The organism is Gryllotalpicola reticulitermitis, from assembly GCF_042651345.1.
Classification (GTDB): Bacteria; Actinomycetota; Actinomycetes; order Actinomycetales; family Microbacteriaceae; genus Gryllotalpicola; species Gryllotalpicola reticulitermitis.
In genome coordinates this window covers 74,360-100,513 of sequence record NZ_JBHSCN010000004.1, presented here as the reverse complement: position 1 = coordinate 100,513, position 26,154 = coordinate 74,360, and the positions used below count along the sequence as shown (strand labels likewise).

The window sequence follows — 26,154 nt, the reverse complement described above, 5'->3', positions numbered from 1 at the left end:
CGTCACCCGGCCCACTCTAGTGAGCGCCCGAGGCGCCGGCATTCGGCCGTGGGCGAACGCGTAACCGCTACACGTAGTCCGCGAAAATGCGCGAGATCTCGGCGACATCCTCGGCGGCCGGATGCCAGGCGACGGCGGCCCGGGCGTTCGCCTCGACCTGCTCGGGCTTGGTGGCACCGGCGATCACCGAGGTGAGACCCGGCTGGGCGAGCAGCCAGCCGAAGGTCGCGTCGAGCATCGAGATGCCGCGAGCGTCGGCGAACGCCTGGAATTCGTCGAGCAGGTCCCACGGCGCGTCATCGATGATGTTCTTCCGCCCCTGCATGATGCGGCTGTCCGCGGGGCCGCCCTCACGGCTGAACTTGCCCGTGAACAGTCCGTTCTGCAACGGGAAGAACGGCAGGAAGCCGAGACCGTACTCGTTCACCGCCGGCAGCACCTCAAGTTCGGCGCCGCGGACCAGCAGGTTGTAGTGGTTCTGCGCGCTCACGAACTTCGGGTGGCCGTGCAGGATCGCCTGGTACTCGGCATCCGCGATCTGCCAGCCGGTGAAGTTCGAATGGCCGATGTAGCGCACCTTCCCCTCAGCGATGAGGTCGTCGAGCACATCGAGCGTCTCCTCGATCGGCGTCACGCCGTCGGGGCGGTGCAACTGGTAGAGGTCGATCCAGTCGGTGCGCAGGCGCCGCAGCGACGCCTCGACCGCACGGCGCACGTAGCGGCGGGAGCCGCGCGCACCCCAGTCGGGCCCATTGGTGCCCGCCATGTCCATTCCGAACTTGGTGGCGAGCACGACGCCGTCGCGCCTGCCCTCGAGGCTCTTGCCCATGAGCGTCTCGGACAGGCCGCGCTCGCCGCCGTAGACGTCTGCCGTGTCGAACAGCGTCACACCCGCGTCGATCGCCGCGTTGATGACAGCATCCGTGCCCTCCTGCGTCTCCGTCACGGTGCCGGGCCTGCCGAAGTTGTTGCAGCCGAGGCCGACGGTTGAGACGACGAGACCTGAGCGGCCGAGGGCGCGGTATTCGATTTCTGCCATGTTCGACAGCCTATGGGCGCTCCGATGCCGCAAGGAAGGCGTCGTCGGTCGCGCGCAGCACCCTCATAACGTTGGCGCCGGCGAGCCGCGCGAGCTCGTCGGCCGTCCAGCCGCGGCGCGCCAGCTCGGCGAGAAGCTTCGGGTAGTCGCCAGTGTCCTCAAGACCCTCGGGGAACTCGGGGGAGCCGTCGAAGTCACCGCCGAGGCCGATATGGTCGATGCCAGCCACGCGGCGCGCGTGCTCGACGTGATCGGCGACGTCGATGACGGTCACGCGCGGCTTCGCACCCTCGCGTCCGGCTTCGAGCCAGCGCAGGTAGGAGGAAGAGACGAACTGCGGCACGAACGTGAGCATGATGACGCCGTCGTTGTCGGCGAGGCGGCGAAGCACGTCATCGGGCACATTGCGCACGTGATCCGTCACGGCGCGGCAGGAGCTGTGGCTGAAGATCAGCGGGGCGGATGTCTCGTCCAGCGCGTCGCGCATCGTGGCCGGCGCGACATGTGACAGATCGACCAGCATGCCGAGCCGGTTGAGCTCACGGATCAGCGCCCGCCCACGGTCGGAGAGCCCGTCGTGCTGCGGGTCGTCGGTGGCGGAGTCGGCGAACTCGGTCGTCAGCCAGTGCGTCAGCGTGAGGTAGCGCACGCCCAGTCGTGCGTATTCGCGCAGGACTGCGAGGGAGCCGTCGAGCTGGTGGCTGCCCTCCGCTCCGAGCCAGCTCGCGATGGTGCCGCGGTCGCGGGCGCGTTCGAAATCGGCCGCGGTGCGCGCGATGGTGAAGTGCTGCGGGTAGCGCGCTGCGAGGCGATGCACGAAGTCGATCTGCTCGAGCGTCTCGCGCACATGCTCGGCGCCGGCGCGGCGATCTTCGACGTAGACCGACCAGAACTGACCGCCCACTCCCCCGCGGCGCAGTCGCGGGACGTCGGTGTCGAAGCTCGGGCCGAGGTCGGCGTCGAGCCCGTCGACCGAGTAGTCCCGCTGAGCACGCACCTCGAGCGCCCAGTCGTTGTGGCCGTCGATGATCGGATGCTTCGCGAGGGCGGCTCTGGCGGTGTCGGCTGCTATCTCGTCTGCGGTCACGGCTAGGTCGGCCATGCCCCCATCCTGGCGCAGTCACGGGTGGGGTTCAGGGGATCTTCCTCAGCACAGGCGCCGACCACGTCGCTTTGTGAACCGATGTCCGATTCTCGCCAGAGCCTGTCGGTGGTGCGAGTTACTGTCGAGTCATGACCCACCCGATCACTCTCTTCCTGGCGCGATCCGACTCACCCATCGGCCGCCTTGAGCTGACCAGCGACGGCGAGGCGATCACGTCGCTGTCGATCGCGTGCGACGGCCACCTGCCGCTCGAGGCGCTGCCCGAGAACCCGAACGCCGTCTTGCGTGAGGCGGTTCGGCAGCTCGACGAGTACTTCGCCGGCACACGCCACTCGTTCGACCTTCCTCTGCATCTGTCCGGCACCGAGTTCCAGAAGGCCGTGTGGGCGGTGCTCGCAGACCTGCCATTCGGCGAGTTCACCTCGTACGGCGAGATCGGCGTGCGGCTCGGGCGCTCCACCGGCGGTCGCGCCGTCGGCGGCGCCGTCGGCGCGAACCCGGTTCCGCTTCTCATCGGCTGCCACCGCGTGCTCTCGTCGTCTGGCCGGGTCACCGGCTACAGCGGCGGCGAGGGCATACCGACCAAACTCTGGCTGCTCGCCCACGAGGGCATCACGCTCGCCGCATGACCGCGTTCACTCTGCACTGTGACAGCACCGGCGCCGAACGCGCGCGGCTGGCGCGCTGATGGCCCGGTTCGAAGACGCGGTGCTCGGTGCCGATGGAAGACGACGGTGCGCCTGGTCTGTGACCAGTCCGGAATACATCGCGTACCACGACGACGAGTGGGGCTTCCCGCTCACCGATGAACGTCGGCTCTTCGAGAAGATCTGCCTCGAGGGATTTCAGGCCGGCCTGTCGTGGATCACGATCCTGCGGCGTCGCGAAGGCTTTCGGGGCGCCTTCGACGACTTCGACGCCTCGAAGATCGCTGAGTACGGCGAGGCCGACATCGCGCGGCTGCTCGCCGACGAACGCATCATCCGGCATCGAGGCAAGATCGAGGCCACGATCGGCAACGCCCGGGCGCTACTGGCGCTCGACACGCCCCTCGTCGGACTCGTCTGGTCCTTCGCGCCGCAGGCGGGAACGCGAAAGCGGCCTGCCTCGTTCGTCGACGTGCCCGCCGTCACCCCTGAGAGCACGGCCCTGAGCAAAGAGCTTCGACGACGCGGCTTCCGCTTCGTCGGGCCCACGACCATGTACGCGCTGATGCAATCGGCCGGGCTCGTCGACGACCACGTCGAGGGGTGCTGGCGCGCAGGCTGATGCGCCGCGCGATGTCGGGACCGGGAAGCACTCCGAAGACGCAGCCCGGTGCATCCACTTCGCGCGCCGTGCAAGGTGCCCGACCGCACCCCGCCGGCGCGGGGACGCGAAGGAGCATCCGGATCAGCGTGTGCTTCCCGACCCGATAAGAATGAGCATATCTCATCATTTAGGGGTCGCAACGCACGACACCACACCAATTCGGGGGCGGCTCAGTGGGGCGACGTGACGAGCGCAACGCGCGCCGCGCCGGATTCGGCCGGCGGCTGCGACTCGAGCCGGAAGCCGTGAGCGTGCCCCCATTCAACCAGTTCCGCGACGGTCGCGGGCGCCTCGCCGCTGAGCGCGACCGCGCGGGCCAGCTGCCCCTTGGCGTGCTTGTTGAAGTGGTTCAGCGCGCGACGACGCCCGCCGGCGTCTTCCGCGACGACCTCGAGCCACACTCCATGCGGCGCGGGACCGAGTGCTACGTACCCCTGCGAACGAGCGTCGAGCACCAGACCGGTCTCGGCGGCAAGCGCCGCAGCGACGGCAGGCGCCCACACTGCCCGCAGTCGAACACCGGGCAGCCGCGAGTCATGCGACAGGCGGTAGTCGGGAATGCCGTCAAGCGCACCGACCGGCCCGAGGATCGCCGAGTGGACGGCGGCGTGGCGCCCCAGATGCGCCCGCGCCGTCGCGGGCAACGAGGCGGCGTCGAGGGCGTCATACAGCACGCCCGTGTATCTGTCGGCGGCGGGCAGCAGCGCGGATGCTTCGAGCACGCGGTTCTTCGCGACCTCGTGGTGCTGCGTCGGCCCGAGCTTGAGCGCGGCCACAGACGAGTCGTGATCCCGCGCGAGTGCGTGCACCGCCGAAAGGACAGTGCGCCGGGCATCCGTCAGCTCGGGGAACCGCAGCCGCGCGAGATCGAGTCGCGACCCGGGCTCGCCGCCCGGTCGCTTCGTCTCGGACGGTGGAAGTAGTAGGAGCACGTGAACCTCGAGAACGCGGAAGTCCCGCCCCCGAATCGGAGGCGGGACTTCGCGAGAGAGACAGGGCGAAGAAGGCCCGCGCCGGGAGACGACCGGCGCGTCGGCAGATCAGACCAGCTCAGCCTTGGAAGCGACGATCGTGACGATGTCGGCTGCGACGGAGAAGTAACCGCCCTCAGCGTTGGCCGTGATGCGCTCACCGCCCGGCAGCGTCATGCGCACCTGGCCGTGGGCGAGCAGCGCGAGCACCGGCTCACGGCCGGGCAGCACGCCGATCTCACCGTCGGTGGTCTTGGCGACGACCATCGCGGCCTCGCCCGACCAGACCTTGTGGTCCGCGGCGACGACGCTGACGTTCAGCAGCTTCGCCATGGCCTACGCGTTCTCCTTCTGGATCTGCGCCCACTTCTCTTCGACATCCGAGATGGCACCGACGTTGAAGAAGGCCTGCGTTGCGACGTGGTCGAACTCGCCGCGGGCGATCGCGTCGAATGACTCGATCGTCTCCTTGATCGGGACCGTCGAGCCGTCGACACCGGTGAACTTCTTCGCCATGTAGGTGTTCTGCGACAGGAACTGCTGAATGCGGCGAGCACGCTCGACCGTGATCTTGTCCTCTTCGGAGAGCTCGTCGACACCGAGGATCGCGATGATCTCCTGCAGTTCCTTGTTCTTCTGCAGGATCTGCTTCACGGTCGTGGCCACACGGTAGTGGTCCGCGCCGATGTAGCGCGGGTCGAGAATGCGGCTCGTGGAGGCCAGCGGGTCGACCGCCGGGTAGAGGCCCTGCGAAGCGATCTCACGCGAGAGCTCGGTCGTCGCGTCGAGGTGCGCGAACGTCGTGGCGGGAGCCGGGTCGGTGTAGTCATCGGCCGGCACGTAGATCGCCTGCAGCGACGTGATCGAGTGGCCGCGCGTCGAGGTGATGCGCTCCTGCAGGACACCCATCTCGTCGGCCAGGTTCGGCTGGTAACCCACCGCGGACGGCATGCGGCCGAGCAGCGTCGAGACCTCCGAGCCCGCCTGAGTGAAGCGGAAGATGTTGTCGATGAACAGCAGCACGTCCTGCTTCTGCACGTCGCGGAAGTACTCGGCCATGGTGAGGGCCGACAGCGCGACGCGAAGACGCGTGCCGGGCGGCTCGTCCATCTGGCCGAACACGAGCGCAGTCTTGTCGAAGACGCCCGCCTCTTCCATCTCGTGGATCAGGTCGTTGCCCTCACGCGTGCGCTCGCCGACGCCGGCGAACACCGAGACACCACCGTGGTCGGCGGCGACGCGGTAGATCATCTCCTGGATGAGGACCGTCTTGCCGACGCCCGCGCCGCCGAAGAGGCCGATCTTGCCGCCCTCGACGTACGGCGTGAGCAGGTCGATGACCTTGATGCCGGTCTCGAACATCGTGGTCTTCGACTCGAGCTGGTCGAAGTTCGGGGCCGTGCGGTGAATCGGCCAGCGCTCAGTGATGTCGAGCTGGTCGACCGGCACGTCGAGCGGGTCACCGGTCACGTTGAACACGTGGCCCTTGGTGACGTCGCCGACGGGCACGGAGATCGCGGCGCCCGTGTCACGGACCTCCTGGCCGCGCACGACGCCGTCTGTCGGCTTCAGCGAGATGGCGCGCACGAGGTCGTCGCCGAGGTGCTGAGCGACCTCGAGGGTGATCTCGTGCGACTCCTCCTCGTCGCCGCTGAAGCTGATGGTCGTCTTGAGGGCGTTGTACACCTCGGGGATCGCGTCGTGCGGGAACTCGATGTCCACGACGGGACCGGTGACACGCGCGACGCGGCCGACGCCGGGAGTCTTCTCCGCTGGCGTGCCGGGGGTCTCGGCGGTGATGGTCATTGTTGTCTCTCTCTGTCTCTCGAACAGCCTGGTGTCAGGACGCCAGAGCGTCGGCGCCGCCGACGATCTCGGAGATCTGCTGGGTGATCTCAGCCTGACGTGCGTTGTTGGCGAGGCGCGTGTAGTTGGTGATCAACTTGTCGGCATTGTCTGACGCCGACTTCATCGCCTTCTGCGTCGCGGCGTGCTTCGACGCTGCGGACTGGAGCAGCGCATAGAACACGCGGCTTTCGACGTACGCCGGCAGCAGCCGGTCGAGCACCGTCTCTGCGTCCGGTTCGAACTCGTACAGCGCCGTGACGCCGTCGGGGTCGGGCAGCGTGTCGTCTTCGAGCTTGCCTTCGATCTCGAGCGGCAACAGGCGGCGCACCGACGGAGTCTGCGTCATCGAGCTCATGAACTGGTTGAACACGAGGTGGATCTCGTTGACGCCGCCCTCCGACTCGTCCTTCCGGAAGATCTCGATCAGCTCGTCGCTGATCTGCTTCGCGAGGTCGAACTCGGGCTGGTCGGTCTCGCCGACCCAGCTGTTGAGGTACGAACGACGACGGAAGGCGAAGAAACCGACCGACTTGCGGCCGACGAGGAAGAACTCGACCTCCCTGCCCTGGTCGATCAGGAGAGTCTCGAGCTGCAGCGCCGCACGGATCACCTGCGAGTTGAACGCACCCGCGAGCCCGCGGTCGGACGTGAACAGCACGATCGCGGCGCGAGTGATCTTCGCCGGCTCGGTGGTCAGCACGTGCTCGACGTTCGACCGATGGGCGACGAGGCCCACTGCACGCGACAGCTCCTGCGTGTACGGGCCCGCCTCGTTCACACGACCGAGCGCCTTCGCGATGCGGCTCGCACTGATGAGCTCCATCGCGCGGGTGATCTTCTTCGTCGTCTGGGCAGAGCGGATCTTCTGCCGGTAGATGCGGAGTTGAGCGGCCATGGCTACCTCTTCCTGGCGATCTTCTCCTGCTCGACAGCGTCGGCCTCGAGGGCGTCGTACTGCTCAGAGCCGGGCTGTGCGAGCGGCTGGCCCTTGCCGGTCTGGAACTCGAGCTTGAACTTGTCGATCTCGCTCGCGATCTGCGCCACGGTCTCGTCGGCCAGCTGGCCCGAGTCGCGCAGCGTGTCGAGCACCGTGGTGTTGCGACGCAGGTGATCGAGGAACTCGCCCTCGAAGCGGAGGATGTCTTCCACCTCGACGTCATCGAGCTTCCCGTTCGTGCCGGCCCAGATCGAGACGACCTGCTCCTCGACCGGGTACGGCGAGTACTGCGGCTGACGCAGCAGCTCGGTGAGGCGCGCGCCTCGCGCGAGCTGGCGGCGCGACGCGGCGTCGAGGTCGGATGCGAACATCGCGAACGCCTCGAGCGAGCGGTACTGGGCGAGCTCGAGCTTCAGCGTGCCGGAGACCTTCTTGATGTGCTTCAGCTGCGCGTCGCCGCCGACACGGGAGACCGAGATGCCGACGTCGACCGCAGGGCGCTGGTTGGCGTTGAACAGGTCGGACTGCAGGAAGATCTGGCCGTCGGTGATCGAGATCACGTTGGTCGGAATGTACGCCGAGACGTCGTTGGCCTTCGTCTCGATGATCGGCAGGCCGGTCATCGAGCCGTGGCCGAGATCGTCCGACAGCTTCGCGCAGCGCTCGAGAAGACGCGAGTGCAGGTAGAACACGTCACCGGGGTAGGCCTCGCGGCCCGGCGGGCGGCGCAGCAGGAGCGACACGGCGCGGTAGGCCTCGGCCTGCTTCGTCAGGTCATCGAAGATGATCAGGACGTGCTTGCCGTCGTACATCCAGTGCTGGCCGATGGCCGAGCCGGTGTACGGCGCGAGGTACTTGAAGCCGGCGGGGTCGGAAGCCGGGGCGGCGACGATGGTCGTGTACTCCATCGCGCCTGCGTCTTCGAGCGCACCCTTGACGCTCGCGATCGTCGAGCCCTTCTGGCCGATCGCGACGTAGATGCAGCGCACCTGCTTGTCGGGGTCGCCCGACTCCCAGTTGGCCTTCTGGTTGATGATCGTGTCGATCGCGATCGCCGTCTTGCCGGTCTGGCGGTCACCGATGATGAGCTGACGCTGGCCGCGGCCGATCGGGATCATCGCATCGATGGCCTTGATGCCGGTCTGCATCGGCTCGTGCACCGACTTGCGCTGCATGACGCCCGGCGCCTGAAGCTCGAGAGCGCGGCGCTCTTCCGTGGCGATGTCGCCGAGGCCGTCGATCGGGTTGCCGAGCGGGTCGACCACGCGGCCGAGGTAGCCGTCGCCGACGGCGACCGACAGCACCTCGCCGGTGCGCGTGACTTCCTGACCCTCTTCGATGCCGGAGAACTCACCGAGCACCACGACGCCGATCTCGTTCTCGTCGAGGTTCAGCGCGAGGCCGAGGGTGCCGTCAGCGAAGCGGACGAGCTCGTTGGCCATGACGCCGGGAAGACCCTCGACGTGCGCAATGCCGTCAGCGGCGTCGAGCACGTGGCCGACCTCGGTGGCGGTCGCCTGGCTGGGCTCGTACGACGTGACGAAGTCCTTCAGCGCGTCCCGGATCTCATCGGGGCTGATGGAGATGTCTGCCATTTTGTTCCTTTGGATGATTTCGAGGCGCTGGCCTCAGTTATGAAGACCGGGATTAGATGAGCTGAAGCCGCACGTCGGCAAGACGAGTGGCGACGCTCGCGTCGATGACGTCGTCGCCGACCCGCACGCGCAGGCCGCCGATCAGCGTCGGATCGATGACGGTGTTGAATGAGACCGCCTTGCCGTAGCGCGCCGTGAGCACGGTACGCAGCCGGTCGAGCTGAGCCGAACCCAGACGCTGGGCGCTCGTGACCGTTGCGAGCACGGCCTGCTTCTGGTCGGCGACCACCTGCTGCGCCCAGCGCAGCGATTCGCGGATGCTGCGGCCGCGCGGGTCATGGACGAGCTGACGGACGATCGCGGTCGTCTGATCGGATGCCTTGCCCCTGAGCAGGCGCTCGACCACGCCGACCTTGGCATCGGCCGCCGCGAGCTTGCTGCGCAGGGCGAGTTCGAGCTGCGCGTCGCTTGAGACGGCGCGCCCCACCTCGAACAGCTCGTCGCTGACCGACAAGGATGCGGGCGCGCTCTGAGCGATCGCTCGCACGCCGGCCTCTTCGAGCCCGGCGACGATGTCGCCCGGCTCGGACCAGCGCTGCACTGCGGCGGTGCGCAGCGTCGCGAGGGCCGCACCGGACACCTTGCCGGTGAACGCTCGGTCGACGAGGGCTTCCTTCGCGGATGCGTCGGCCGTGGGATCGGCGACGGCACCACGCAGCTGCGTCGACGAGCCGAGCAGGCGCGCCAGCGAGAACAGCTCCTCGCCAACGGTCAGGTCGACCGCGCCGGCCTGCTGCGCGAGCGTGTCACGCACCGCGGTCAGCGCTTCCCTCGTGGCACTGCCCATCAGGCCTGCGCCCCCGCCTTGCCCTCGGCCGCCTCGAGCTCGGCGAGGAAGCGGTCGACAATGCCCGCCGCCTTCGCGTCGTCTTTCAGCGACTCACCGATGACACCCGACGCGAGGTCGATCGCGAGCGAGCCGACCTCGCCGCGCAGCTGCGTGGCGGCCTGCTTGCGCTCGGACTCGATCTGCGCCTGTGCCTGAGCGGTGACGCGAGCTGCCTCGGCCGTCGCCTGCTCCTTGTGCTCGGCGACGATGCGCTTGCCCTCTTCACGAGCCTGCTCTCTGATCGCGGCGGCCTCGCTTCGAGCATCCGCCAGCTGCGCCGTGTACTGGTCGAGCAGTGCCTCGGCCTTGTTCTGCGCCTCGTCTGCCTTCGCGATGTTGCCCTCGATCGCCGCAGAGCGGTCATCGAGGAGCTTGAGGAAGCTCGGAATGAACTTCCACACGAAGAACGCCAGCACGACAAGGAAGCACAGCGTCGCCCAGACCAAGTCGGACCCGGCGGGCAGCAACGGGTTATGGCTGTCCGCCGCAGCTACGACTGCGTGAACCATCACGCCTCCTTATTGCTTGGTGCGGATGGGGCTACTGGAAGATGTAGTACGTCGCGATACCGATGAACGCCAGCGCCTCGGTGAACGCGATACCGATCCACATGAGGGTCTGCAGACGCGAGGCGAGCTCGGGCTGACGTGCGACGCCCTCGATCGTCTTGCCGACCACGAAGCCCACGCCGATGGCCGGGCCGATGGCCGCGAGGCCGTAACCGACGGTGGCGATGTTGCCGGAGATAGCAGCGATGTCCACTGTGTGTGTTTTCCTTCCGTGATCGGGACGGCGGATGCCGGCCCGGTTAGTGCTCGTCCGCCACTGCCAACTGGATGTAGACAGTGGTGAGGATCGCGAAGACGTAGGCCTGCAGCAGGGCGACCAGCACCTCGAAGAGCTGGAACGCGAAGCCGAAGGCGAGGGTACCGAGACCGAATACCTTGAAGGCGATCGGCGCCTCGAGGAAGAAGAAGGTCGTCGCGGTGAAGAAGAGCACCAGCAGCAGGTGGCCGACGATCATGTTCATCATCAGTCGAAGCGTCAGCGTGACCGGGCGGATGATGAAGGTCGAGATGAACTCGATCGGCGTGACGATGATGTACAGCGGCCACGGCACACCGGCCGGGAACAGCGCGTTGCGGAAGAAGCCGCCGGGGCTCTTGCGAACACCCGCGTAGATGAACGCGATGTAGGCGACGGCGGCGAGCACGAGCGGAACGCCGATCACAGAGGACCCGGCGATGTTCATCAGCGGGACTATGCCCGTGATGTTCATGAACAGCACGAAGAAGAAGATCGAGGCGATCAGCGGCAGGAAGCGCCGGCCGTCTTTCTTGCCGAGCAGGTCTTCGACGAGATCCACGCGGACGAAGTCGAGCCCCATCTCGACGACCGACTGGAAGCGACCCGGCACCACCTTCATGGCGCGGGTACCGGCCCACATCAGCACCAGGAGCGCGATGGTCGCGATGACCCGGATGATCATGACGCGGTTCATCTCGAATGGCGTGCCCTGGAACAGGACCGCCTTCGGGAAGAACTCGTCGATCGAGGGGCCCTGGAACTGACCGTCGTTGGTCGAGGACAAAACCAACAGGTTCACAGCGTTACTGAACAGCGCTATCTCCTGATTCAGGCACCGAACGCCCGGCGACGGACGACGATGGAATTATGCTGTCGAGCCCTGCGCGGCTAGCCGCGGAGCAGACAGGGGGATCGCATTTACTCTACAAGAGATTTGCGGCGCCTTCGAATCAATCCACTGGCAATCGGCGCGGATTTCTGGCTTCGGCGCCGGAGCAGTTCTATTCTCTTTTCTTTTGGCCCGTGCTCAGGTCGACCGCGAGCGGGATTCTGCTGCGGGCCACGACGACGACGTCGACCACCAGCGACCCGATGATCGCGGCGATCACCGACAGGAACAGGACGTAGTCGTTCACCCATGGCTGGTGGCGCAACAGCGTCGCGATCACGATGAAGACGATGAACTTGATGATCCAGCCGCCCAGCACGATCGCGAAGAAGATCCCCGCGAAGAGCTCGCCCCCGGCGAAGCGGTTCGCGTAGAGGACACTCGCGGCCGTGATGGCGAGAAACGCGAGACCCATCGCGGCGCCGATCAGCGCGCTCACGACACCCACTCCCCCGGCGAAGACCGCACCGAGCACGACCGCCACGACGGCGATGCCGAGGACGATCAGCGCGTCCCACTTGATCGCGGCGCGCATCACCGCGCTCGACGCGAGTTCAGGTCGCTCGGTCATCAGGACGCCTCCTTGTGCGCGGTGTTCTTCTGATCGGAGCGCGGAACGGGCCTCAGCACCGGTCGCGGCCCCGCCGCCTCGGCCGCGAGAGTCGCTCGGCGTCTGCCGAGCGGTGCGAGCGTGACGATCGTGCAGACTGCGAGGCCGACGACCACGAACGCCAGAGCGACCCAGACGGGCACATACGGCGAGAACGAGAACAGCAGCATGCCGACCGAGATCACCGCGGTCCACGCGTAGAAGATGAGCACGGCGTGGAAGTGCGAGTGGCCCATGTCGAGCAGGCGGTGGTGCAGATGCTTGCGGTCAGCGGCGAACGGGGAGCGGCCGGCGTTCATGCGGCGCACGACCGCCAGTCCGAAGTCGAGAAACGGCACGATCAGCACCGCGAGCGGCAGCACGATCGGCAAGAACGCCGAGACGAGGTGCGTGCGGCCCACGACGTTCTGCAGGGTGCTCTCGTCGAACTGGCCCGTGACCGCCACGGCACTCGCCGACATGAGCAGCCCGATGAGCAGCGCGCCCGCATCGCCCATGAACATCTTCGCCGGATGCCAGTTGAGCGGCAGGAATCCGACACAGGCCCCGATGAGAATGGCGGTGAGCACCGACGCCAGGCTGAAGTAGTTGAGCGGGCTCGTGCGCACCGTGATCGAGTACGTGTAGATCAGGAACACGCAGTTGGCGATCAACGCGACGCCCACGACGAGGCCGTCGAGACCGTCGATGAAGTTGATCGCGTTCATGGTCAGCACCATGACGATGACCGTCAGGATCACGCTCGTGAGCGGCGACCAGACGGTGAGTCCGCCGATCGGCAGCGACAGGATCTGCACACCCGACCACGCCACGAGCCCCGCGGCCACGAACTGGCCGGCGAGCTTCGTCATCCAATCCAGATCGATGAGGTCGTCGACCACGCCGATCACCACGATCAGCAGGCTGCCGCCGAGGATGCCCAGCACGGGCTTCGGATCGTCGAAGATCACCTGCAGCAGCTGGAAATGGCCGGCGAACTGCCACGCGGCGCCGAACGCGATGAGCACCCCGAGGAACATGGCCACGCCGCCGAGCCGTGGGGTGGGCTTCGTGTGCACGTCGCGCTCACGAATCGCCGGATACAGCTTGAATCGCAGCGCCAGCCGGTAGACCAGCCACGACAGCCCGAAGGTCACGAGCGCCGTGAAGAGTCCGAGCAGCGCGAGAAGGGTCATGGGGTGTCAGTCCCCCGCGTCGGAACTCGCCGAGGCTTCCTCGCCGGTGTTCTCGTCGGCGACCGCCTGCGCGGCCGGGGCGAGCTGCGCAGCGTGCTCGTCGGAGGAGTCGGCCGCCGCAGACGCCGCTGCGGCGAGCTGCTCGGCGGTGTCGAGCTTGTCGCCCAGCACGACGCGGAGCTCGTCAGCCGAGATGACCCCCTGGCGGAGAATCCGTGCGCCGCGGCCATCGCTGAGCCCGGTCAGGTCGACGATCGTCGACGACTCGCTCGCGCCGCTCGCCGCGGCGCCGTCGTACGAGGCGCCCGCGCGCCCCGCGTCGAGATACACGGCGATCGCCTCGCCGAGCATCTGCGCCGCCTCGACCGCGGTCCGCGCAGCGGGCAGCCCGGTCTTGTTGGCGCTCGAGACCGCGAGCGGACCGGTCTCGCCGAGAAGCTCGAGCGTGAGCTTGTGGTCGGGCATGCGCAGGGCGACGGTGCCGTGGGTCTCACCGAGGTCCCACGCGAGCGAAGGCTGAGCCTGCAGGACGATCGTGAGGCCGCCGGGCCAGAACGCGTCGGCGAGCTTGCGCGCCTCGTCGGGAACGGACGCGGCGAGCGCGTCGAGGGTCACGAGCGTGCCGATCAGAACCGGCGGCGGCGACTGGCGACCGCGCCCCTTCGCGTCGAGAAGCTTCTGGACAGCCGCGGCGTCGAACGCGTTGGCGGCCACGCCGTAGACCGTGTCGGTGGGGATCACGGCGAGCTCGCCGCGCCCCAGGGCCTGGCGGGCGAGTCGCGTTCCGGTGAGGAGCTCGTCGGGATCTGAGCAGTCGTAGATCGTCGGCATGTCGCCCTGCAGTCTAATCGCCGCTCCGGGTAGGAGGCTGCGCGGCAGGCGCGTATCGGATAAGTCCCGCTAGGGCCGCAACGCCGTCGTCGCGCGGTCCCGGCCGGTCAGGTCGGGGTGGGTCGCAGCCGCACGCCAGCCATCGCCGGTGAGCAGCGCTCGGATCGCCTCGCCCTGCAGCTCCCCGTGCTCGAGGACGAGCAGGGCGCCCGGGTGCGCGAGGCGCAGTGCCGTGCGGGACACCGCCCGCACCAGATCGAGTCCGTCCGGGCCGCCGTAGAGCGCCAGTGCCGGGTCGAACAGGCGCACCTCGGGGTCGCGCGGGATGGCGTCGTCCGGCACATACGGCGGATTGGAGATGACGACGTCGACCGTTCCATCGAGCTCCGCGAGCAGCCGCGAGTCGCCCAGATCGCCTGCGACCAGCTGCGCGTTCGCCGCCCCCGAAACCTCGAAGTTGCGCCGGGTCCACGGCAGCGCGTCGGGCGACTTCTCGACGCCGATCACGCGGGCGTGCGGCACCTCCACCGCCATCGCGAGCGCGATCGCGCCGCTTCCCGAGCCCAGATCGACCGCGATCGGCTCCGGCACCGCGGCGGCCCGCAGCGCATCGATCGCGAACTGCACGACCTGCTCGGTCTCGGGGCGGGGCACGAAGACGCCGGGACCCACCGCGAGCTCGAGCGAGCGGAACGCGGCCGTGCCGGTGATGTGCTGCAGCGGCTCGCGCGCGGCCCGGCGGGCGGCGAGGGCGCGCACGCGGTCCACGACGGACGCCTCGGCCGAGGCATCCGTCAACGCCATCGCCTGCACGCGCCCACGTGACGCGTCGACCACGAAACCGATCAGGAGCGCAGCGTCCACGCCCGGGGTGGGCACGCCCGCCTCGCTCAACGTGCGCGTGGTCTCGGCGAGCAGCTCTCGAATCGTCTGGAGGGGCGCACTCATCTTGCAGTCAACAATAGGCTGAGCATTATGGCCGACATCCTTCCCGACATCACCAAGGCAGTGGGCGGCACGCCCCTCGTCAAGCTCAACCGAGTCACCGACGGCGTGGGGGCCACGGTGCTCGCGAAGCTCGAGTTCTTCAACCCCGCGTCGAGCGTCAAGGACCGCATCGCGGTCGCGATCGTCGACGCCGCCGAGGCCGACGGGGCGCTCGCCTCAGGGGGCACCATCGTCGAGGCGACCAGCGGCAACACGGGCATCGGGCTCGCCATGGTGGGGGCGGCGCGCGGCTACAAGACGATCCTCGTCATGCCCGACACGATGAGCGTCGAGCGGCGCATGATCCTACGCGCGTTCGGTGCCGAGGTCGTGCTCACCCCGGGCGCCGAGGGCATCAAAGCCTCGATCGCGAAGGTGCAGGAGATCGTCGCCGACACGCCGGGTGCGATCTGGGCGCGGCAGTTCGAGAACCAGGCCAACCCCACCATCCACTACACGACCACCGGCCCCGAGATCTGGCAGGCGGCCGGCGGCGACGTCGACGTGTTCGTCGCGGGCATCGGCACCGGGGGCACCATCACCGGCGCCGGGCGCTACCTCAAGGAGCAGAACCCCGCCGTGCACATCGTCGCGATCGAGCCGGCTGAGACCGAGGTGCTGCGGGGCGGCGCTCACGGCTCGCACAAGATCCAGGGCATCGGCGCCGGCTTCGTGCCCGAGGTGCTCGACACCGACATCTACGACGAGGTGTTCCCCGTGCCGAGCGAGGACGCGCTCGTCACCGCACGGCGTCTCGCCGCGGAAGAGGGCATCTTCGCCGGCATCTCGGCCGGAGCGGCCGTCTTCGCCGCCGTCGAGCTGGCCAAGCGCCCCGAGTACGCCGGCAAGACGATCGTCGCCGTGATCCCCGACACCGGCGAGCGCTACTTCTCGACAGCTCTGTACAAGCATCTCGCCGACGCCGACGCCTGAGGTGCCGGCACACCCGCTCCGCGCCCTGCGCGAGGACATCGCCGCGGTCCGGTTCCGCGATCCCGCTGCTCGTAGCGCAGCCGAGATCGTCCTCGGCTACTCGGGCATGCACGCCGTGTGGGCGTATCGCGTTGCGCACCGATGGTGGCGAGCACCCGGCATGAAGCTCAGCGCCCGCCTGCTCTCACAGGTGGTGCGGTCGGTCACCGGCGTCGAGATCCATCCGGCGGCGGTGATCGGCCGTCGGCTCGTCATCGACCACGGCATGGGCACCGTGATCGGCGAGACGGCGGTCGTCGGCGACGACGTGCTGATCTACCACGGCGTGACGCTCGGCGGCAACGAACGGCACGGCCGGCACGGCAAGCGGCACCCCACCGTCGGCGACGACGTCGTCATCGGCGCGGGCGCGAAGCTCATCGGCGACATCACGATCGGGTCGCACAGTCAGATCGGCGCGAACGCCGTGGTCACGAGGGACTTCCCGGCGCACTCGGTGCTGACCGGCGTGCCCGCGCGCAACCGAGCCGAGCCAGGCTGACCCGCCTGACTTGCAGGCTGAGTGGCTGAGTGGCTGAGCCGCCCGGCGAGCGGCACCCGCATGACTGAGGGGCACCCGAAACGACGAGTTTCGTGTGCCCCTCAGCTCATAGTGTGCCCGTCGCGACGCGCTACTCGGCCAGAGCCGCCAGCCTCGCCTCTTCGTCGGCCTGGATCGCCGACTCGATCACCGGTTCGAGCGCGCCGTTCAGCACCTGATCGAGGTTGTAGGCCTTGAAACCCGTGCGGTGATCGGCGATGCGGTTCTCGGGGAAGTTGTAGGTACGGATGCGCTCCGAGCGGTCCATCGACCGGACCTGTGATCTGCGGGCATCCGATGCGGCCGCATCCAGCTCTTCCTGCTGCTTCGCGAGCAGCCGCGCACGAAGCACGCGCATGGCGGCCTCGCGGTTCTGGATCTGCGACTTCTCGTTCTGCATCGACACGACGATGCCGGTCGGCAAGTGCGTGATGCGCACTGCCGAGTCGGTCGTGTTCACCGACTGGCCGCCGGGCCCCGACGAACGGAACACGTCGATGCGGATGTCGTTCGCCGCGATCTCGATCTCCTCGGGCTCGTCGACCTCGGGGAAGACGAGCACGCCGGCCGTCGACGTCTGAATGCGCCCCTGCGACTCGGTCGCCGGCACCCGCTGCACGCGGTGCACACCGCCCTCGTACTTGAGGTGCGCCCACACACCCTCAGCCGGATCGGTCGCGTTCGACTTGATGGCGAGCTGCACGTTCGTGTAGCCGCCCAGATCGGTGGGGTCTGACTCGAGGATCTCGGACTTCCAGCCCTTCGAGTCCGCGTAGTGCGCATACATGCGCAGCAGGTCAGCCGCGAACAACGCGGCCTCCTCGCCGCCGGCGCCGCCCTTGATCTCGAGGATCACGTCGCGGCCGTCATCAGGATCGCGCGGGATCAGCAGCCGCCGCAGCTTCTCCTGCGCGGCGGTGAGCTTCTCGTCGAGCCCGGGAACTTCCTCGGCGAAGGCATCGTCCTCGCGGGCGAGCTCGCGCGCCGCGTCGAGGTCGTCGCCCGCCTGCTGCCAGTCCTCGTAGGCCTTCTTGATCTGCGAGAGCTCGGCGTAGCGCCGGTTGACCTTCTTCGCCCGCGCGGGGTCGGCGTGCAGCGCGGGGTCGGCGAGCTGCTGTTCGAGGTCGGTGAATTCGTCGAGGAGCCCGGTGACGGATTCGAACATCAGCGGCGGTCGTTCTCGTGACCGTGCGAGTGCCCGTTGCTGCTGCCGGAAGTCGGGATCGACTTCTGCATCTGCACGAGGAACTCGACGTTCGACGAGGTCTCCTTCAGCTTGCCCAGCACCACCTCGAGCGCCTGCTGCGCGTCGAGGCCCGCAAGGGCACGGCGCAGCTTCCAGGTGATCTTCACCTCATCGGACGACAGCAGCATCTCTTCGCGGCGGGTGGACGACGCGTTGACGTCGACCGCCGGGAAGATGCGCTTGTCGGCGAGCTGCCGCGACAGGCGCAGCTCGCTGTTGCCGGTGCCCTTGAACTCCTCGAAGATGACCTCGTCCATCTTGGATCCGGTCTCGACGAGGGCCGTCGCGAGGATCGTGAGCGAGCCGCCGTGCTCGATGTTGCGAGCCGCTCCGAAGAAGCGCTTCGGCGGGTAGAGAGCGGATGCGTCGACGCCGCCCGAGAGGATGCGACCGGAAGCCGGCGCACTCACGTTGTAGGCCCGGCCGAGACGCGTGATCGAGTCGAGCAGCACGACGACGTCGTGGCCCAGCTCGACGAGACGCTTGGCGCGCTCGATGGCGAGCTCGGCGACCGTCGTGTGGTCCTCCGCAGGGCGGTCGAAGGTCGAGGCGATGACCTCGCCCTTCACCGTGCGCTGCATGTCAGTGACCTCTTCGGGACGCTCGTCGACGAGCACGACCATGAGGTGGACCTCGGGGTTGTTGGTCGTGATCGCGTTCGCGATCTGCTGCAGCACGATCGTCTTGCCGGCCTTGGGCGGCGCGACGATGAGGCCGCGCTGGCCCTTCCCGATCGGGGCGACGAGGTCGATGATGCGCTGGGTCAGCTTCTCGGGCACCGTCTCGAGGCGCAGGCGCTCCTGCGGGTAGAGCGGCGTCAGCTTGCCGAACTCGACGCGGTTGGTGGCCTCGTCGATGCTCTGGCCGTTGATCGAATCGACCTTGACCAGGGCGTTGTACTTCTGACGCGAGTTGTTCTCACCGTCGCGGGGCTGGCGGATGGCGCCGACGACGGCGTCGCCCTTGCGCAGGCCGTACTTCTTGACCTGGCCGAGCGAGACGTAGACGTCGTTGGCACCCGGGAGGTAGCCCGTGGTGCGCACGAAGGCATAGTTGTCGAGCACGTCGAGGATGCCGGCGACCGGGATCAGCACGTCGTCTTCGGTGAGCTCGATCTCGGCGTCGTCACCGGCGGCACCGGTGCCACGGCGTTTGCGGTCGCGGTAGCGACTACGGCGACCGCTCTCGGCCTGCTCCGCCTCCTGGCTGGCGCGGTTGTTCTGGCCCTGGCCGTTCTGACCCTGACCGTTCTGACCCTGGTCGCCGCGGCCGCCCTGCTCGGGCTTGTCCGACTTCTCGTCGGGCTGCTCCGCGGCCTTCTCGCCGCCGCCGTTCTGGGCCTGGCCGTTCTCGCGGTCACCGCGGTTGCGGTTCCGGTTGCGGCGATTGCGGCGGCTGCGGCCGCCCTCGCCCTCGGCCTGCTGCTGCGCAGCATCGTCGGTGTCGGCGGATGCCTCTGCCTCTGCACCCTGCTCGGCCGGTTCAGCCTGGCCTTCGGCGCGCTGGCCCTCGGCCGGCTGCGCCTGGCGCTCGGGCTGGCCCTTGCGCTCGGCCTGGCGCTGCTCAGCGACAGCGTCGAGCGCGGACATGAGCGACTCGACGCCGGTCTGACCCGCGTTGACGTGGCCGGCCGCGGCCGTGACGGTGCCACCGGTCGACGCCCGGCGGGACCGACGGGCGGGGCGCTCGACGGGGGCGACGGATGCGTCGCTCGCGGGCTCGACAGGTGCCGCGGTCGAGTCGGCCGCGGGCAGTTCGATCGGGAGTTCCGTCGCCTGCTCGATGGCCTGCTCGGCCTGCGCCGTGACGGCCGGCTCGGCGGCGACCTCGGTGGGAACGGGCGCGGCGGCCTCAGGCTCGGCTGTCTCAGCAGCAGCGGGCTCCGCAGCGGGCTCAGACGGGGCCGGCTCGGCGGTGGTCGCCGCCGCCCGGACGTTCTGAATCGCGGCGATGAGCTCGCCCTTGCGAAGCTTCGCGCCGCCCGTGATGCCGAGCTCGGACGCAAGCGCCTGCAGTTGGGGAACGCGCAGGGAGTTGAGGTCAGCGGCAGTGTCGCTGATCAGATCAGTCACTTCTCAGGGATTCCTATCTCCGAAGGGCGCATGAAGGCCACATCGGGAAGCACGTCGCATCATCTTCGGTGCACAGCGGACCATTCCGCCGCGATAACTGCAATCGGGCCCGTAGACCCGACTCGGGTAGGTATAACGCGATGCGACGTCGTACGTGGTTCTGATTCACCCGCAGATCCTTGGCACACGGCGAGCCGGGCCAAAGGTGGGTGATGCGCTCATGTTACCACCCGCGCCCTGACCGTTCGTTCCGCCACTACCCCAGATCACGTGTCACGACCGTCGCGCCCTTGAAGTCCACCGCGAGCATGAGAGCGCGCCACTCGGCCCCAGGCTCGGCGGCCACGAGCTCGGCCGCACGCAGGCGGTCGGCGGGGCGCTCACACAGCACGAGCACGCTCGGCCCCGCGCCGGAGACGACGGCGGGGAACCCTGCTCGACGCAGCAGATGCACGAGAGCGTCGGTGTCGGGCATCGCGGCCGCGCGATAGTTCTGATGCAGTTTGTCTTCGGTTGCGGCCAGCAGCAGCTCCGGGCTCTGGATCAGCGCCGCGATCAGCAGCGCCGAGCGGGACACGTTGAACACGGCGTCCTCGTGGGGCACGTTCGCCGGCTGCAGCGACCGCGCGAGCTTCGTCGGCACGGTGTGCGCGGGCACGAACACCACGGGCGACACGCCCCGGTGCACGTTGAGCTTCTTGTACTGCGGCCCCGTCGGCTCGAGCCACGCGATCGTCAGGCCGCCGAAGAGCGCCGGTGCCACGTTGTCGGGATGACCCTCGAAGTCGGTCGCGATCGCCAGCAACTCGGAGGACGGCAGTTCGACCAGCCCGTCGAGCAGGCCGCGCGCGGCCATGATGCCCGCGACGATCGCGGCGCCCGACGAGCCGAGCCCCCGACCGTGCGGGATCGAGTTGTTCGCGACCAGGTCGAGACCCGGCACTTGCGCTCCCTTCCGCGCGAGAACGTCGAGGATCACCGCAGCGACCAGGTTCGAGCCGTCCGTCGCCACCGACCCGTCTTCCCCGACGCCGTGCACCTCGACGCGCACGCCGGGCGTCGATGAGACCGTGACATCGAGCTCGTCGTAGAGCGAGAGCGCGAGGCCGAGCGTGTCGAAACCGGGGCCGAGGTTGGCGCTCGTCGCCGGGACGCGCACATGGACACTGCGGCCGACCGGCGGCATCGGGTCAGGGTGCGAGTTCGCGAAGACGGCCGGTGAAGGGGGCTCCCCGGCGGAGGCCGCCGGAGCGTGATTCACGCGAGAGCCCCGGCCGGCGCCTTCTCGAGGCCGATCGCCCCGGCGACGGCGGCCGCGTCGACCTCGACCACCGTCGGAGTCACCTCGGAGCCGTCGGCGCGCCGCAGAGCCCACTGCGGATCCTTGAGTCCGTGGCCGGTCACGGTCACCGTCACGACCGAGCCCGCCGGGATCTCGCCCGCGGCCGCCCGCTCGAGCAGCCCCGCGACACCGGCCGCGCTGGCCGGCTCCACGAACACGCCCACCTCGGCGGCGAGGATCTTCTGCGCGGCGAGGATCGTCTCGTCTTCGATCGCCCCGAAGTAGCCGTCGGTCCTCTCGCGCGCCGCGAGCGCCAGCTCCCACGAAGCAGGATTACCGATACGGATCGCCGTCGCGATCGTGTCGGGCTCCTTCACGGGGTGCCCCAGCACGATCGGGGCCGCACCCGCGGCCTGGAACCCGAACATGCGCGGCAGCCTGGTCGCGGCGCCGCGCTCGAACTCCTCCACGAAGCCGCGCGTGTAGGCCGTGTAGTTCCCGGCGTTGCCGACCGGGATGAAGTGGAAGTCAGGGGCGTCGCCGAGCACCTCGACGATCTCGAACGCCGCCGTCTTCTGGCCCTCGATGCGGTCGTTGTTGACCGAGTTGACGAGGTGCACGGGGTACTCGGCCGCGAGGGCACGGGCGATGTCGAGGCAGTCGTCGAAGTTGCCCTTGAGCTGCACGATGTCCGCGTCGTGGATGATGGCCTGGCTGAGCTTGCCCAGCGCGATCTTCCCCTCGGGGATCAGCACGACCGCCTTGATGCCGGCGTGCGCCGCGTACGCCGCCGCCGACGCGGAGGTGTTGCCCGTCGATGCGCAGATGACCGCCTTCGCGCCGGCCTCGACGGCCTTCGAGATCGCCATCGTCATGCCGCGGTCCTTGAACGAGCCGGTCGGGTTCATGCCCTCGTACTTCACGAACACGCGCGCGCCGGTGCGCTGAGACAGCGCGGGTGCTTCGATGAGCGGCGTGCCGCCCTCGCCCAGCGTGACGATGGGGGTGGCATCCGTCACATCGAGGCGGTCACGGTACTCGCGCAGGACTCCCTGCCACTGGTGAGCCACTTGCTTTACGCTCCTTCGATTCGCAGCACATGGGCGATCGAGGTGACCGCGGCACTGGCGCGCAGCGCCTCGACCGTGGCGGCCAGCGACGCCTCGAGGGCTGCATGGGTTCCGATGACAAGGGTAGCCGTCGGCGAATCATCCTCAGCACTGTCGCCGGTGCCAGTCGAGCGGGTTCCGCCCGACTGCACTGTGCTCACCTGAGTGCCGCCTCCGGCGCCACTCGAGCGAGTTCCGCTCGACTGCACTGTGCTCACCTGAGTGCCGCCTCCGGCGCCACTCGAGCGGGTTCCGCTCGACTGCACGATGTTCTCGATCGACGCGCCGTTCTCCGCGAAGATCTGCGCGATCTCGGCGAGCACGCCCGGCTGATCGGTGACGTGGAGCATCACGTGGTAGCGGGTCAGAGCGGCGGAGACGGGCAGCGCCGGGAGGTTCGCGTGAGTGGATTCCGCGACGCCCGGACCGCCCGCGACGTGCCGGCGCGCCGCCGAGACGACGTCGCCGAGAACCGCGGACGCGGTCTGCAGCCCGCCCGCACCCGCGCCGTAGAACATGAGGTCGCCCGCCGCCTGGGCCTGCACGAACACGGCGTTGTGCACCCCGTGAACAGCGGCGAGCGGATGCCTGCGCGGCACCAGCGCCGGGTAGACCCGAGCCGAGACGCCCGCCTCGCCCGTCACCGGATCGGCGATCCGCTCGCAGATCGCGAGCAGCTTCACGACGTACCCCATCGCCTGGGCTCGGTCGACCTGCTCCTTGGTGATGTCTTCGATGCCCTCGCGATAGACCGCCTCAAGCGGCACGTTCGTATGGAACGCGAGGCTCGCGAGCAGTGCCGCCTTCGCGGCCGCGTCGTAGCCCCCGATGTCGGCGGTCGGGTCGGCCTCGGCGTAGCCGAGTTCCGTGGCAGTGGCGAGCGCGTCGGCGAGGTCCTCGCCCGCGGAGTCCATGCGATCGAGGATGAAGTTCGTCGTGCCGTTGACGATGCCGAGGATGCGGGTGACGGAGTCGCCCGCGAGGCTGTCGCGCAGCGGGCGGATGATCGGGATCGCGCCGCCGACCGCCGCCTCGTAGTACAGCTGCGCGCCGACCTGTTCCGCAGCGTCGAACAGCTCGGCGCCGTGGGTCGCGAGCAGCAGCTTGTTGCCGGTCACGACATCGGCACCGGAGTTGAGCGCCTTCAGGATCAGCTCGCGGGCCGGGTCGATGCCACCCATCAGCTCGACCACGATGTCGGCGCCGAGGATGAGCTCCTCGGCGCGCGTCGTGAAGAGCTCGCGCGGCAGCGCGACGTCGCGCGGCTTGTCGAGATCGCGCACCGCGATGCCGGCGAGCTCGATGCTCGCACCGATGCGGCTGCCGAGCTCCTCGCCGTTGTCGAGCAGCAGCCGCGCCACCTGCGCACCGACGGTGCCGCCGCCGAGCAGCGCGATCCTCAACGTTCTGTACTCGATCAACCGCGTGCTCCCAAAACTGCTCCTACGTCGTGGCTCAGAAGGTCCTCCTCGGTCTCGCCGCGCACGATCACGCGCGCTTCGCCGTCGCGAACGGCGACGACGGCCGGGCGGGGAAGGTAGTTGTAACGGCTCGACAGGGACCAGCAATACGCACCCGTCGCCGGGACCGCGAGCAGGTCGCCCGGCGCGATGTCGCCGGGCAGATAATCCGCCTGCACCACGATGTCCCCCGACTCGCAGTGCTTGCCCGCGATGCGGACGAGCACGGGGTCGGCCGTCGACGCACGGCTCACCAGCCGGACCGAGTAGTCGGCCTGGTAGAGCGCTGTGCGCGCGTTGTCGCTCATCCCGCCGTCGACGCTCGCGTAGAGCCGGGTCGCCGTCGCGCCGTCGCTGCCCGTCGCGACCTCGACCGGCTTGGTCGTGCCGAGCTCGTACAACGTGATGCCGGGGCCGCCGATGATGCTGCGGCCCGGCTCGAAGGCGAGATGCGGCACGGGAATGCCGCGCGCGGCGCACTGCTCGGCGACCGTGCCGACGATGTGCGTCGCAAGCTCCTCGATCGGGGTCGGGTCGTCCGCCGTGGTGTAGGCGATGCCGAAGCCGCCGCCGAGATTCAGCTCGGGCACCGGGCCGCCTGCGAGCAGACGCTCGTGCACGTCGAGCAGGCGGCGAGCCGACTCCGCGAAGCCGTCTGCGCCGAAGATCTGGGACCCGATGTGGCAGTGCAGACCGACGAACTCGAGCTCGGAGCGCGAGCGGATGTCTGCGACGACGCGCTTGACGTCGGCGAGCGACAGACCGAACTTCTGGTCCTCGTGGGCGGTCGCGAGGAACTCGTGCGTGTGCGCATGGACGCCCGAGTTGACGCGCAGCCGCACGCGCTGCCGTCGCCCGTGCCGCCGAGCGGCCTCCGCCACCCGCGCGATCTCCTGCTCGGAGTCGATGACGATGGTGCCGAGGCCGACCGAGACGGCCCGGTCTATCTCGGCGAGGGACTTGTTGTTGCCGTGCAGACCGAGCCGCGCCGGGTCGACGCCGGCGGCGAGCGCCACGGCGAGCTCGCCCGCGGAGCAGGTGTCGACGTTGAGCCCGGCAGCCGCCACCCAGCGCGCCACCTCGATGGAGAGGAACGCCTTGCCCGCGTAGTACACGGTCGCGGTCGTGCCGGCGGATTCCGCTGCCGAGGCGAAGGCGGCGAGCGTGCGGGATGCCCGGGCCCGGGCATCCGCTTCATCGATCACGTACAGCGGCGTGCCGAACTCGGCCTGCAGCGCAGCGAGACTCACTCCCCCGACGCTGACCACCCCGTCGGCCTGGCGCTGCGCGCTCGACGGCCAGATCGCGGCGGGCAGCTCGTTCGCGTCGGCCGGAACGGCGAGCCAGCTCGGCGCCAGGGGGTTCTCGGCCACAGAAGTCCTCGGGGTCGGAAAGGGATTGCGACGAGTTTAGCGGGAGGCACGCCCGCCGAACGCCACGGTCAGAGCGCCGCCCGAATATCGGTGTGCGCGAAGCCGTCACCGACGAAGAGCAGCGACTCGCCGGTCACTGCGGCGAGGGCGCAGCTGTAGGTGCCACCGAGGTTGAGACGCGCCCCGCTTCCGCTGCCCTTGCCGAAGACCCGATACGCCTCGCGCGCGACGCGCGCCTGGTCGATGGTGAACGGGACCACCTCGACACGCAGGGTCGCGAGCGCCCTCTCGATCTGGAGTCGCGCCGCGGGTGGAGCTCGCCGATCGGCGACGATCACGAGGAGGGGCAGGCGCTGTGAGTCTGGAACGTCTTCGGGTCGAGGGAGAAGTCGTTGGCGTGGAAGTCGATCGTCGCTTTGCTCTTGGCCACCGCGATGTCGTCGACCTTGAGCCCCTGCGGGATGTACGGCGCGATGCAGACGTTGATCGGTTTGCCGTTGAAGATGTCACCGAGCAGCGACTTCACATCGAAGTGCACCGGCCCCGACGTGACATTGACCGATTGCGGGTAGAGGCGGATCAGCGCCCCGTCCGCGACCGGGCGCACCGCAGCCGAATAGGTGATCGGCAGCCCGAGCACCTGCGTCGTCGCCGAATACGAGACGGTCTTGTCGCTCAGCTGAATCGCGGCGGTCGGGTCGGGCAGCGACACGAGACTGTTCACGGATTCCTCGGAGACGTGCAGCGTGCCCTGCACAGTGCCGAGCACCGGCGGCACGCGGAACGAGCGGTCGATGTGCACATCGCCCGCGACGAGGGAGGCCTGCACCGAGCCGCGCGCCGTCGTGATGTTCGGCGCGTCGACGTCGACCTCCTCGAAGCGCCCGGCGAGGTATTGCGCGAGGAAGGAGAATCCGCGCACGTTCACGGTGAGGCCCGGCGCGGTCACGCCGGCCGGAAGCGCCTGCCGGATCTCCGACTCCATGCGCTTCTCGGCATATGTTCGCAGTGCTGCGTCAGCGCCGAAGGCGAGGGCCACCACCGCAACGATGATGAGGCCGGTCCAGGCGAGTCGGCGCGGCGTGCTGACAGCCATCGAGCGGAG

27 protein-coding genes are annotated in these 26,154 nt (G+C 68.7%); 4 read left to right on the top strand and 23 right to left on the bottom strand.

Annotated features, from left to right (window positions below):
• Positions 1 to 67 precede the first annotated feature (67 nt).
• Together ACFOYW_RS06585 and ACFOYW_RS06580 are read right to left on the bottom strand one after the other, a co-directional pair.
• Positions 68 to 1,039 (bottom strand): aldo/keto reductase, encoded by a 972-nt coding sequence (locus tag ACFOYW_RS06585; RefSeq protein WP_390228004.1) that lies wholly within the window; start codon positions 1,037 to 1,039, stop codon positions 68 to 70.
• A gap of 10 nt (positions 1,040 to 1,049) precedes the next feature.
• Entirely contained in the window at positions 1,050 to 2,141 is a 1,092-nt protein-coding gene (locus tag ACFOYW_RS06580; RefSeq protein WP_390228003.1) for a dipeptidase, read from the bottom strand.
• A gap of 131 nt (positions 2,142 to 2,272) precedes the next feature.
• Here ACFOYW_RS06580 and ACFOYW_RS06575 point away from each other — a divergent pair, with 131 nt between their 5' ends.
• The gene (locus ACFOYW_RS06575) at positions 2,273 to 2,773 is read left to right on the top strand and encodes a methylated-DNA--[protein]-cysteine S-methyltransferase (RefSeq protein ID WP_390228002.1); all 501 of its coding nucleotides are present in this window, start codon (positions 2,273 to 2,275) and stop codon (positions 2,771 to 2,773) included.
• A 58-nt stretch (positions 2,774 to 2,831) separates the two neighbouring features.
• The gene (locus ACFOYW_RS06570; RefSeq protein WP_390228001.1) at positions 2,832 to 3,413 is read left to right on the top strand and encodes a DNA-3-methyladenine glycosylase I; all 582 of its coding nucleotides are present in this window, start codon (positions 2,832 to 2,834) and stop codon (positions 3,411 to 3,413) included.
• Positions 3,414 to 3,625: 212 nt separating this feature from the next.
• Here ACFOYW_RS06570 and ACFOYW_RS06565 read toward each other — a convergent pair whose 3' ends face one another.
• The 13 genes from ACFOYW_RS06565 to prmC form a co-directional block, all read right to left on the bottom strand.
• Complete coding sequence (locus ACFOYW_RS06565; RefSeq protein WP_390228000.1) at positions 3,626 to 4,387, bottom strand: YaaA family protein; 762 nt, start codon at positions 4,385 to 4,387, stop codon at positions 3,626 to 3,628.
• A 108-nt stretch (positions 4,388 to 4,495) separates the two neighbouring features.
• Positions 4,496 to 4,759, bottom strand: a complete 264-nt coding sequence (locus ACFOYW_RS06560) for a F0F1 ATP synthase subunit epsilon (protein ID WP_390227999.1) — start codon at positions 4,757 to 4,759, stop codon at positions 4,496 to 4,498.
• Positions 4,760 to 4,762: 3 nt separating this feature from the next.
• Complete coding sequence (gene atpD, locus ACFOYW_RS06555; protein ID WP_390227997.1) at positions 4,763 to 6,232, bottom strand: F0F1 ATP synthase subunit beta; 1,470 nt, start codon at positions 6,230 to 6,232, stop codon at positions 4,763 to 4,765.
• A 34-nt stretch (positions 6,233 to 6,266) separates the two neighbouring features.
• A complete protein-coding gene (locus tag ACFOYW_RS06550; RefSeq protein ID WP_390227996.1) occupies positions 6,267 to 7,169 on the bottom strand; it encodes a F0F1 ATP synthase subunit gamma in 903 nt (300 codons plus the stop codon).
• A gap of 2 nt (positions 7,170 to 7,171) precedes the next feature.
• Entirely contained in the window at positions 7,172 to 8,806 is a 1,635-nt protein-coding gene (gene atpA / locus ACFOYW_RS06545; RefSeq protein WP_390227995.1) for a F0F1 ATP synthase subunit alpha, read from the bottom strand.
• A 52-nt stretch (positions 8,807 to 8,858) separates the two neighbouring features.
• Positions 8,859 to 9,653, bottom strand: coding sequence for a F0F1 ATP synthase subunit delta (locus ACFOYW_RS06540; protein ID WP_390227994.1), 795 nt, complete (start codon positions 9,651 to 9,653; stop codon positions 8,859 to 8,861).
• Positions 9,653 to 10,204: a F0F1 ATP synthase subunit B gene (locus ACFOYW_RS06535; RefSeq protein WP_390227993.1), complete on the bottom strand. Its 552-nt coding sequence runs from the start codon at positions 10,202 to 10,204 to the stop codon at positions 9,653 to 9,655. The genes ACFOYW_RS06540 and ACFOYW_RS06535 overlap by 1 nt, the downstream gene beginning before the upstream one ends.
• Before the next feature lie 31 nt (positions 10,205 to 10,235).
• Positions 10,236 to 10,457, bottom strand: a complete 222-nt coding sequence (atpE, locus tag ACFOYW_RS06530; protein ID WP_390227991.1) for an ATP synthase F0 subunit C — start codon at positions 10,455 to 10,457, stop codon at positions 10,236 to 10,238.
• A gap of 46 nt (positions 10,458 to 10,503) precedes the next feature.
• Entirely contained in the window at positions 10,504 to 11,301 is a 798-nt protein-coding gene (gene atpB, locus ACFOYW_RS06525; protein WP_390227990.1) for a F0F1 ATP synthase subunit A, read from the bottom strand.
• Positions 11,302 to 11,503: 202 nt separating this feature from the next.
• A complete protein-coding gene (locus tag ACFOYW_RS06520) occupies positions 11,504 to 11,962 on the bottom strand; it encodes a hypothetical protein (protein WP_390227989.1) in 459 nt (152 codons plus the stop codon).
• Positions 11,962 to 13,176: an MraY family glycosyltransferase gene (locus ACFOYW_RS06515; RefSeq protein WP_390227988.1), complete on the bottom strand. Its 1,215-nt coding sequence runs from the start codon at positions 13,174 to 13,176 to the stop codon at positions 11,962 to 11,964. Before ACFOYW_RS06515 ends, ACFOYW_RS06520 begins: the two co-directional genes overlap by 1 nt.
• Before the next feature lie 6 nt (positions 13,177 to 13,182).
• Positions 13,183 to 14,007 carry an L-threonylcarbamoyladenylate synthase gene (locus ACFOYW_RS06510; RefSeq protein WP_390227987.1) on the bottom strand — a complete coding sequence of 275 codons (825 nt, stop codon included), beginning with the start codon at positions 14,005 to 14,007 and terminating at the stop codon, positions 13,183 to 13,185.
• A 69-nt stretch (positions 14,008 to 14,076) separates the two neighbouring features.
• Entirely contained in the window at positions 14,077 to 14,955 is an 879-nt protein-coding gene (gene prmC / locus ACFOYW_RS06505; RefSeq protein ID WP_390227986.1) for a peptide chain release factor N(5)-glutamine methyltransferase, read from the bottom strand.
• A gap of 27 nt (positions 14,956 to 14,982) precedes the next feature.
• Here prmC and cysK point away from each other — a divergent pair, with 27 nt between their 5' ends.
• Together cysK and cysE are read left to right on the top strand one after the other, a co-directional pair.
• The gene (gene cysK / locus ACFOYW_RS06500; RefSeq protein WP_390227985.1) at positions 14,983 to 15,927 is read left to right on the top strand and encodes a cysteine synthase A; all 945 of its coding nucleotides are present in this window, start codon (positions 14,983 to 14,985) and stop codon (positions 15,925 to 15,927) included.
• A 1-nt stretch (position 15,928) separates the two neighbouring features.
• The gene (gene cysE / locus ACFOYW_RS06495; RefSeq protein ID WP_390227984.1) at positions 15,929 to 16,468 is read left to right on the top strand and encodes a serine O-acetyltransferase; all 540 of its coding nucleotides are present in this window, start codon (positions 15,929 to 15,931) and stop codon (positions 16,466 to 16,468) included.
• Between the two features lie 130 nt (positions 16,469 to 16,598).
• Here cysE and prfA read toward each other — a convergent pair whose 3' ends face one another.
• From prfA to ACFOYW_RS06455, 8 genes are all read right to left on the bottom strand, one after another.
• Entirely contained in the window at positions 16,599 to 17,672 is a 1,074-nt protein-coding gene (prfA, locus tag ACFOYW_RS06490) for a peptide chain release factor 1 (RefSeq protein WP_390227983.1), read from the bottom strand.
• Positions 17,672 to 19,825: a transcription termination factor Rho gene (rho, locus tag ACFOYW_RS06485; protein ID WP_390227982.1), complete on the bottom strand. Its 2,154-nt coding sequence runs from the start codon at positions 19,823 to 19,825 to the stop codon at positions 17,672 to 17,674. The genes prfA and rho overlap by 1 nt, the downstream gene beginning before the upstream one ends.
• Before the next feature lie 256 nt (positions 19,826 to 20,081).
• Positions 20,082 to 21,011 carry a homoserine kinase gene (thrB, locus tag ACFOYW_RS06480; RefSeq protein WP_390227981.1) on the bottom strand — a complete coding sequence of 310 codons (930 nt, stop codon included), beginning with the start codon at positions 21,009 to 21,011 and terminating at the stop codon, positions 20,082 to 20,084.
• 71 nt (positions 21,012 to 21,082) lie between these two features.
• A complete protein-coding gene (gene thrC, locus ACFOYW_RS06475; protein WP_390227980.1) occupies positions 21,083 to 22,177 on the bottom strand; it encodes a threonine synthase in 1,095 nt (364 codons plus the stop codon).
• 5 nt (positions 22,178 to 22,182) lie between these two features.
• Entirely contained in the window at positions 22,183 to 23,637 is a 1,455-nt protein-coding gene (locus ACFOYW_RS06470) for a homoserine dehydrogenase (RefSeq protein ID WP_390227979.1), read from the bottom strand.
• On the bottom strand, positions 23,634 to 25,049 hold the full coding sequence (lysA, locus tag ACFOYW_RS06465) for a diaminopimelate decarboxylase (protein ID WP_390227978.1): 1,416 nt from the start codon (positions 25,047 to 25,049) through the stop codon (positions 23,634 to 23,636). The genes ACFOYW_RS06470 and lysA overlap by 4 nt, the downstream gene beginning before the upstream one ends.
• 68 nt (positions 25,050 to 25,117) lie before the next feature.
• Positions 25,118 to 25,387 (bottom strand): hypothetical protein, encoded by a 270-nt coding sequence (locus ACFOYW_RS06460; protein WP_390227977.1) that lies wholly within the window; start codon positions 25,385 to 25,387, stop codon positions 25,118 to 25,120.
• Entirely contained in the window at positions 25,384 to 26,145 is a 762-nt protein-coding gene (locus ACFOYW_RS06455) for an LmeA family phospholipid-binding protein (protein WP_390227976.1), read from the bottom strand. Before ACFOYW_RS06455 ends, ACFOYW_RS06460 begins: the two co-directional genes overlap by 4 nt.
• Positions 26,146 to 26,154: the final 9 nt, after the last annotated feature.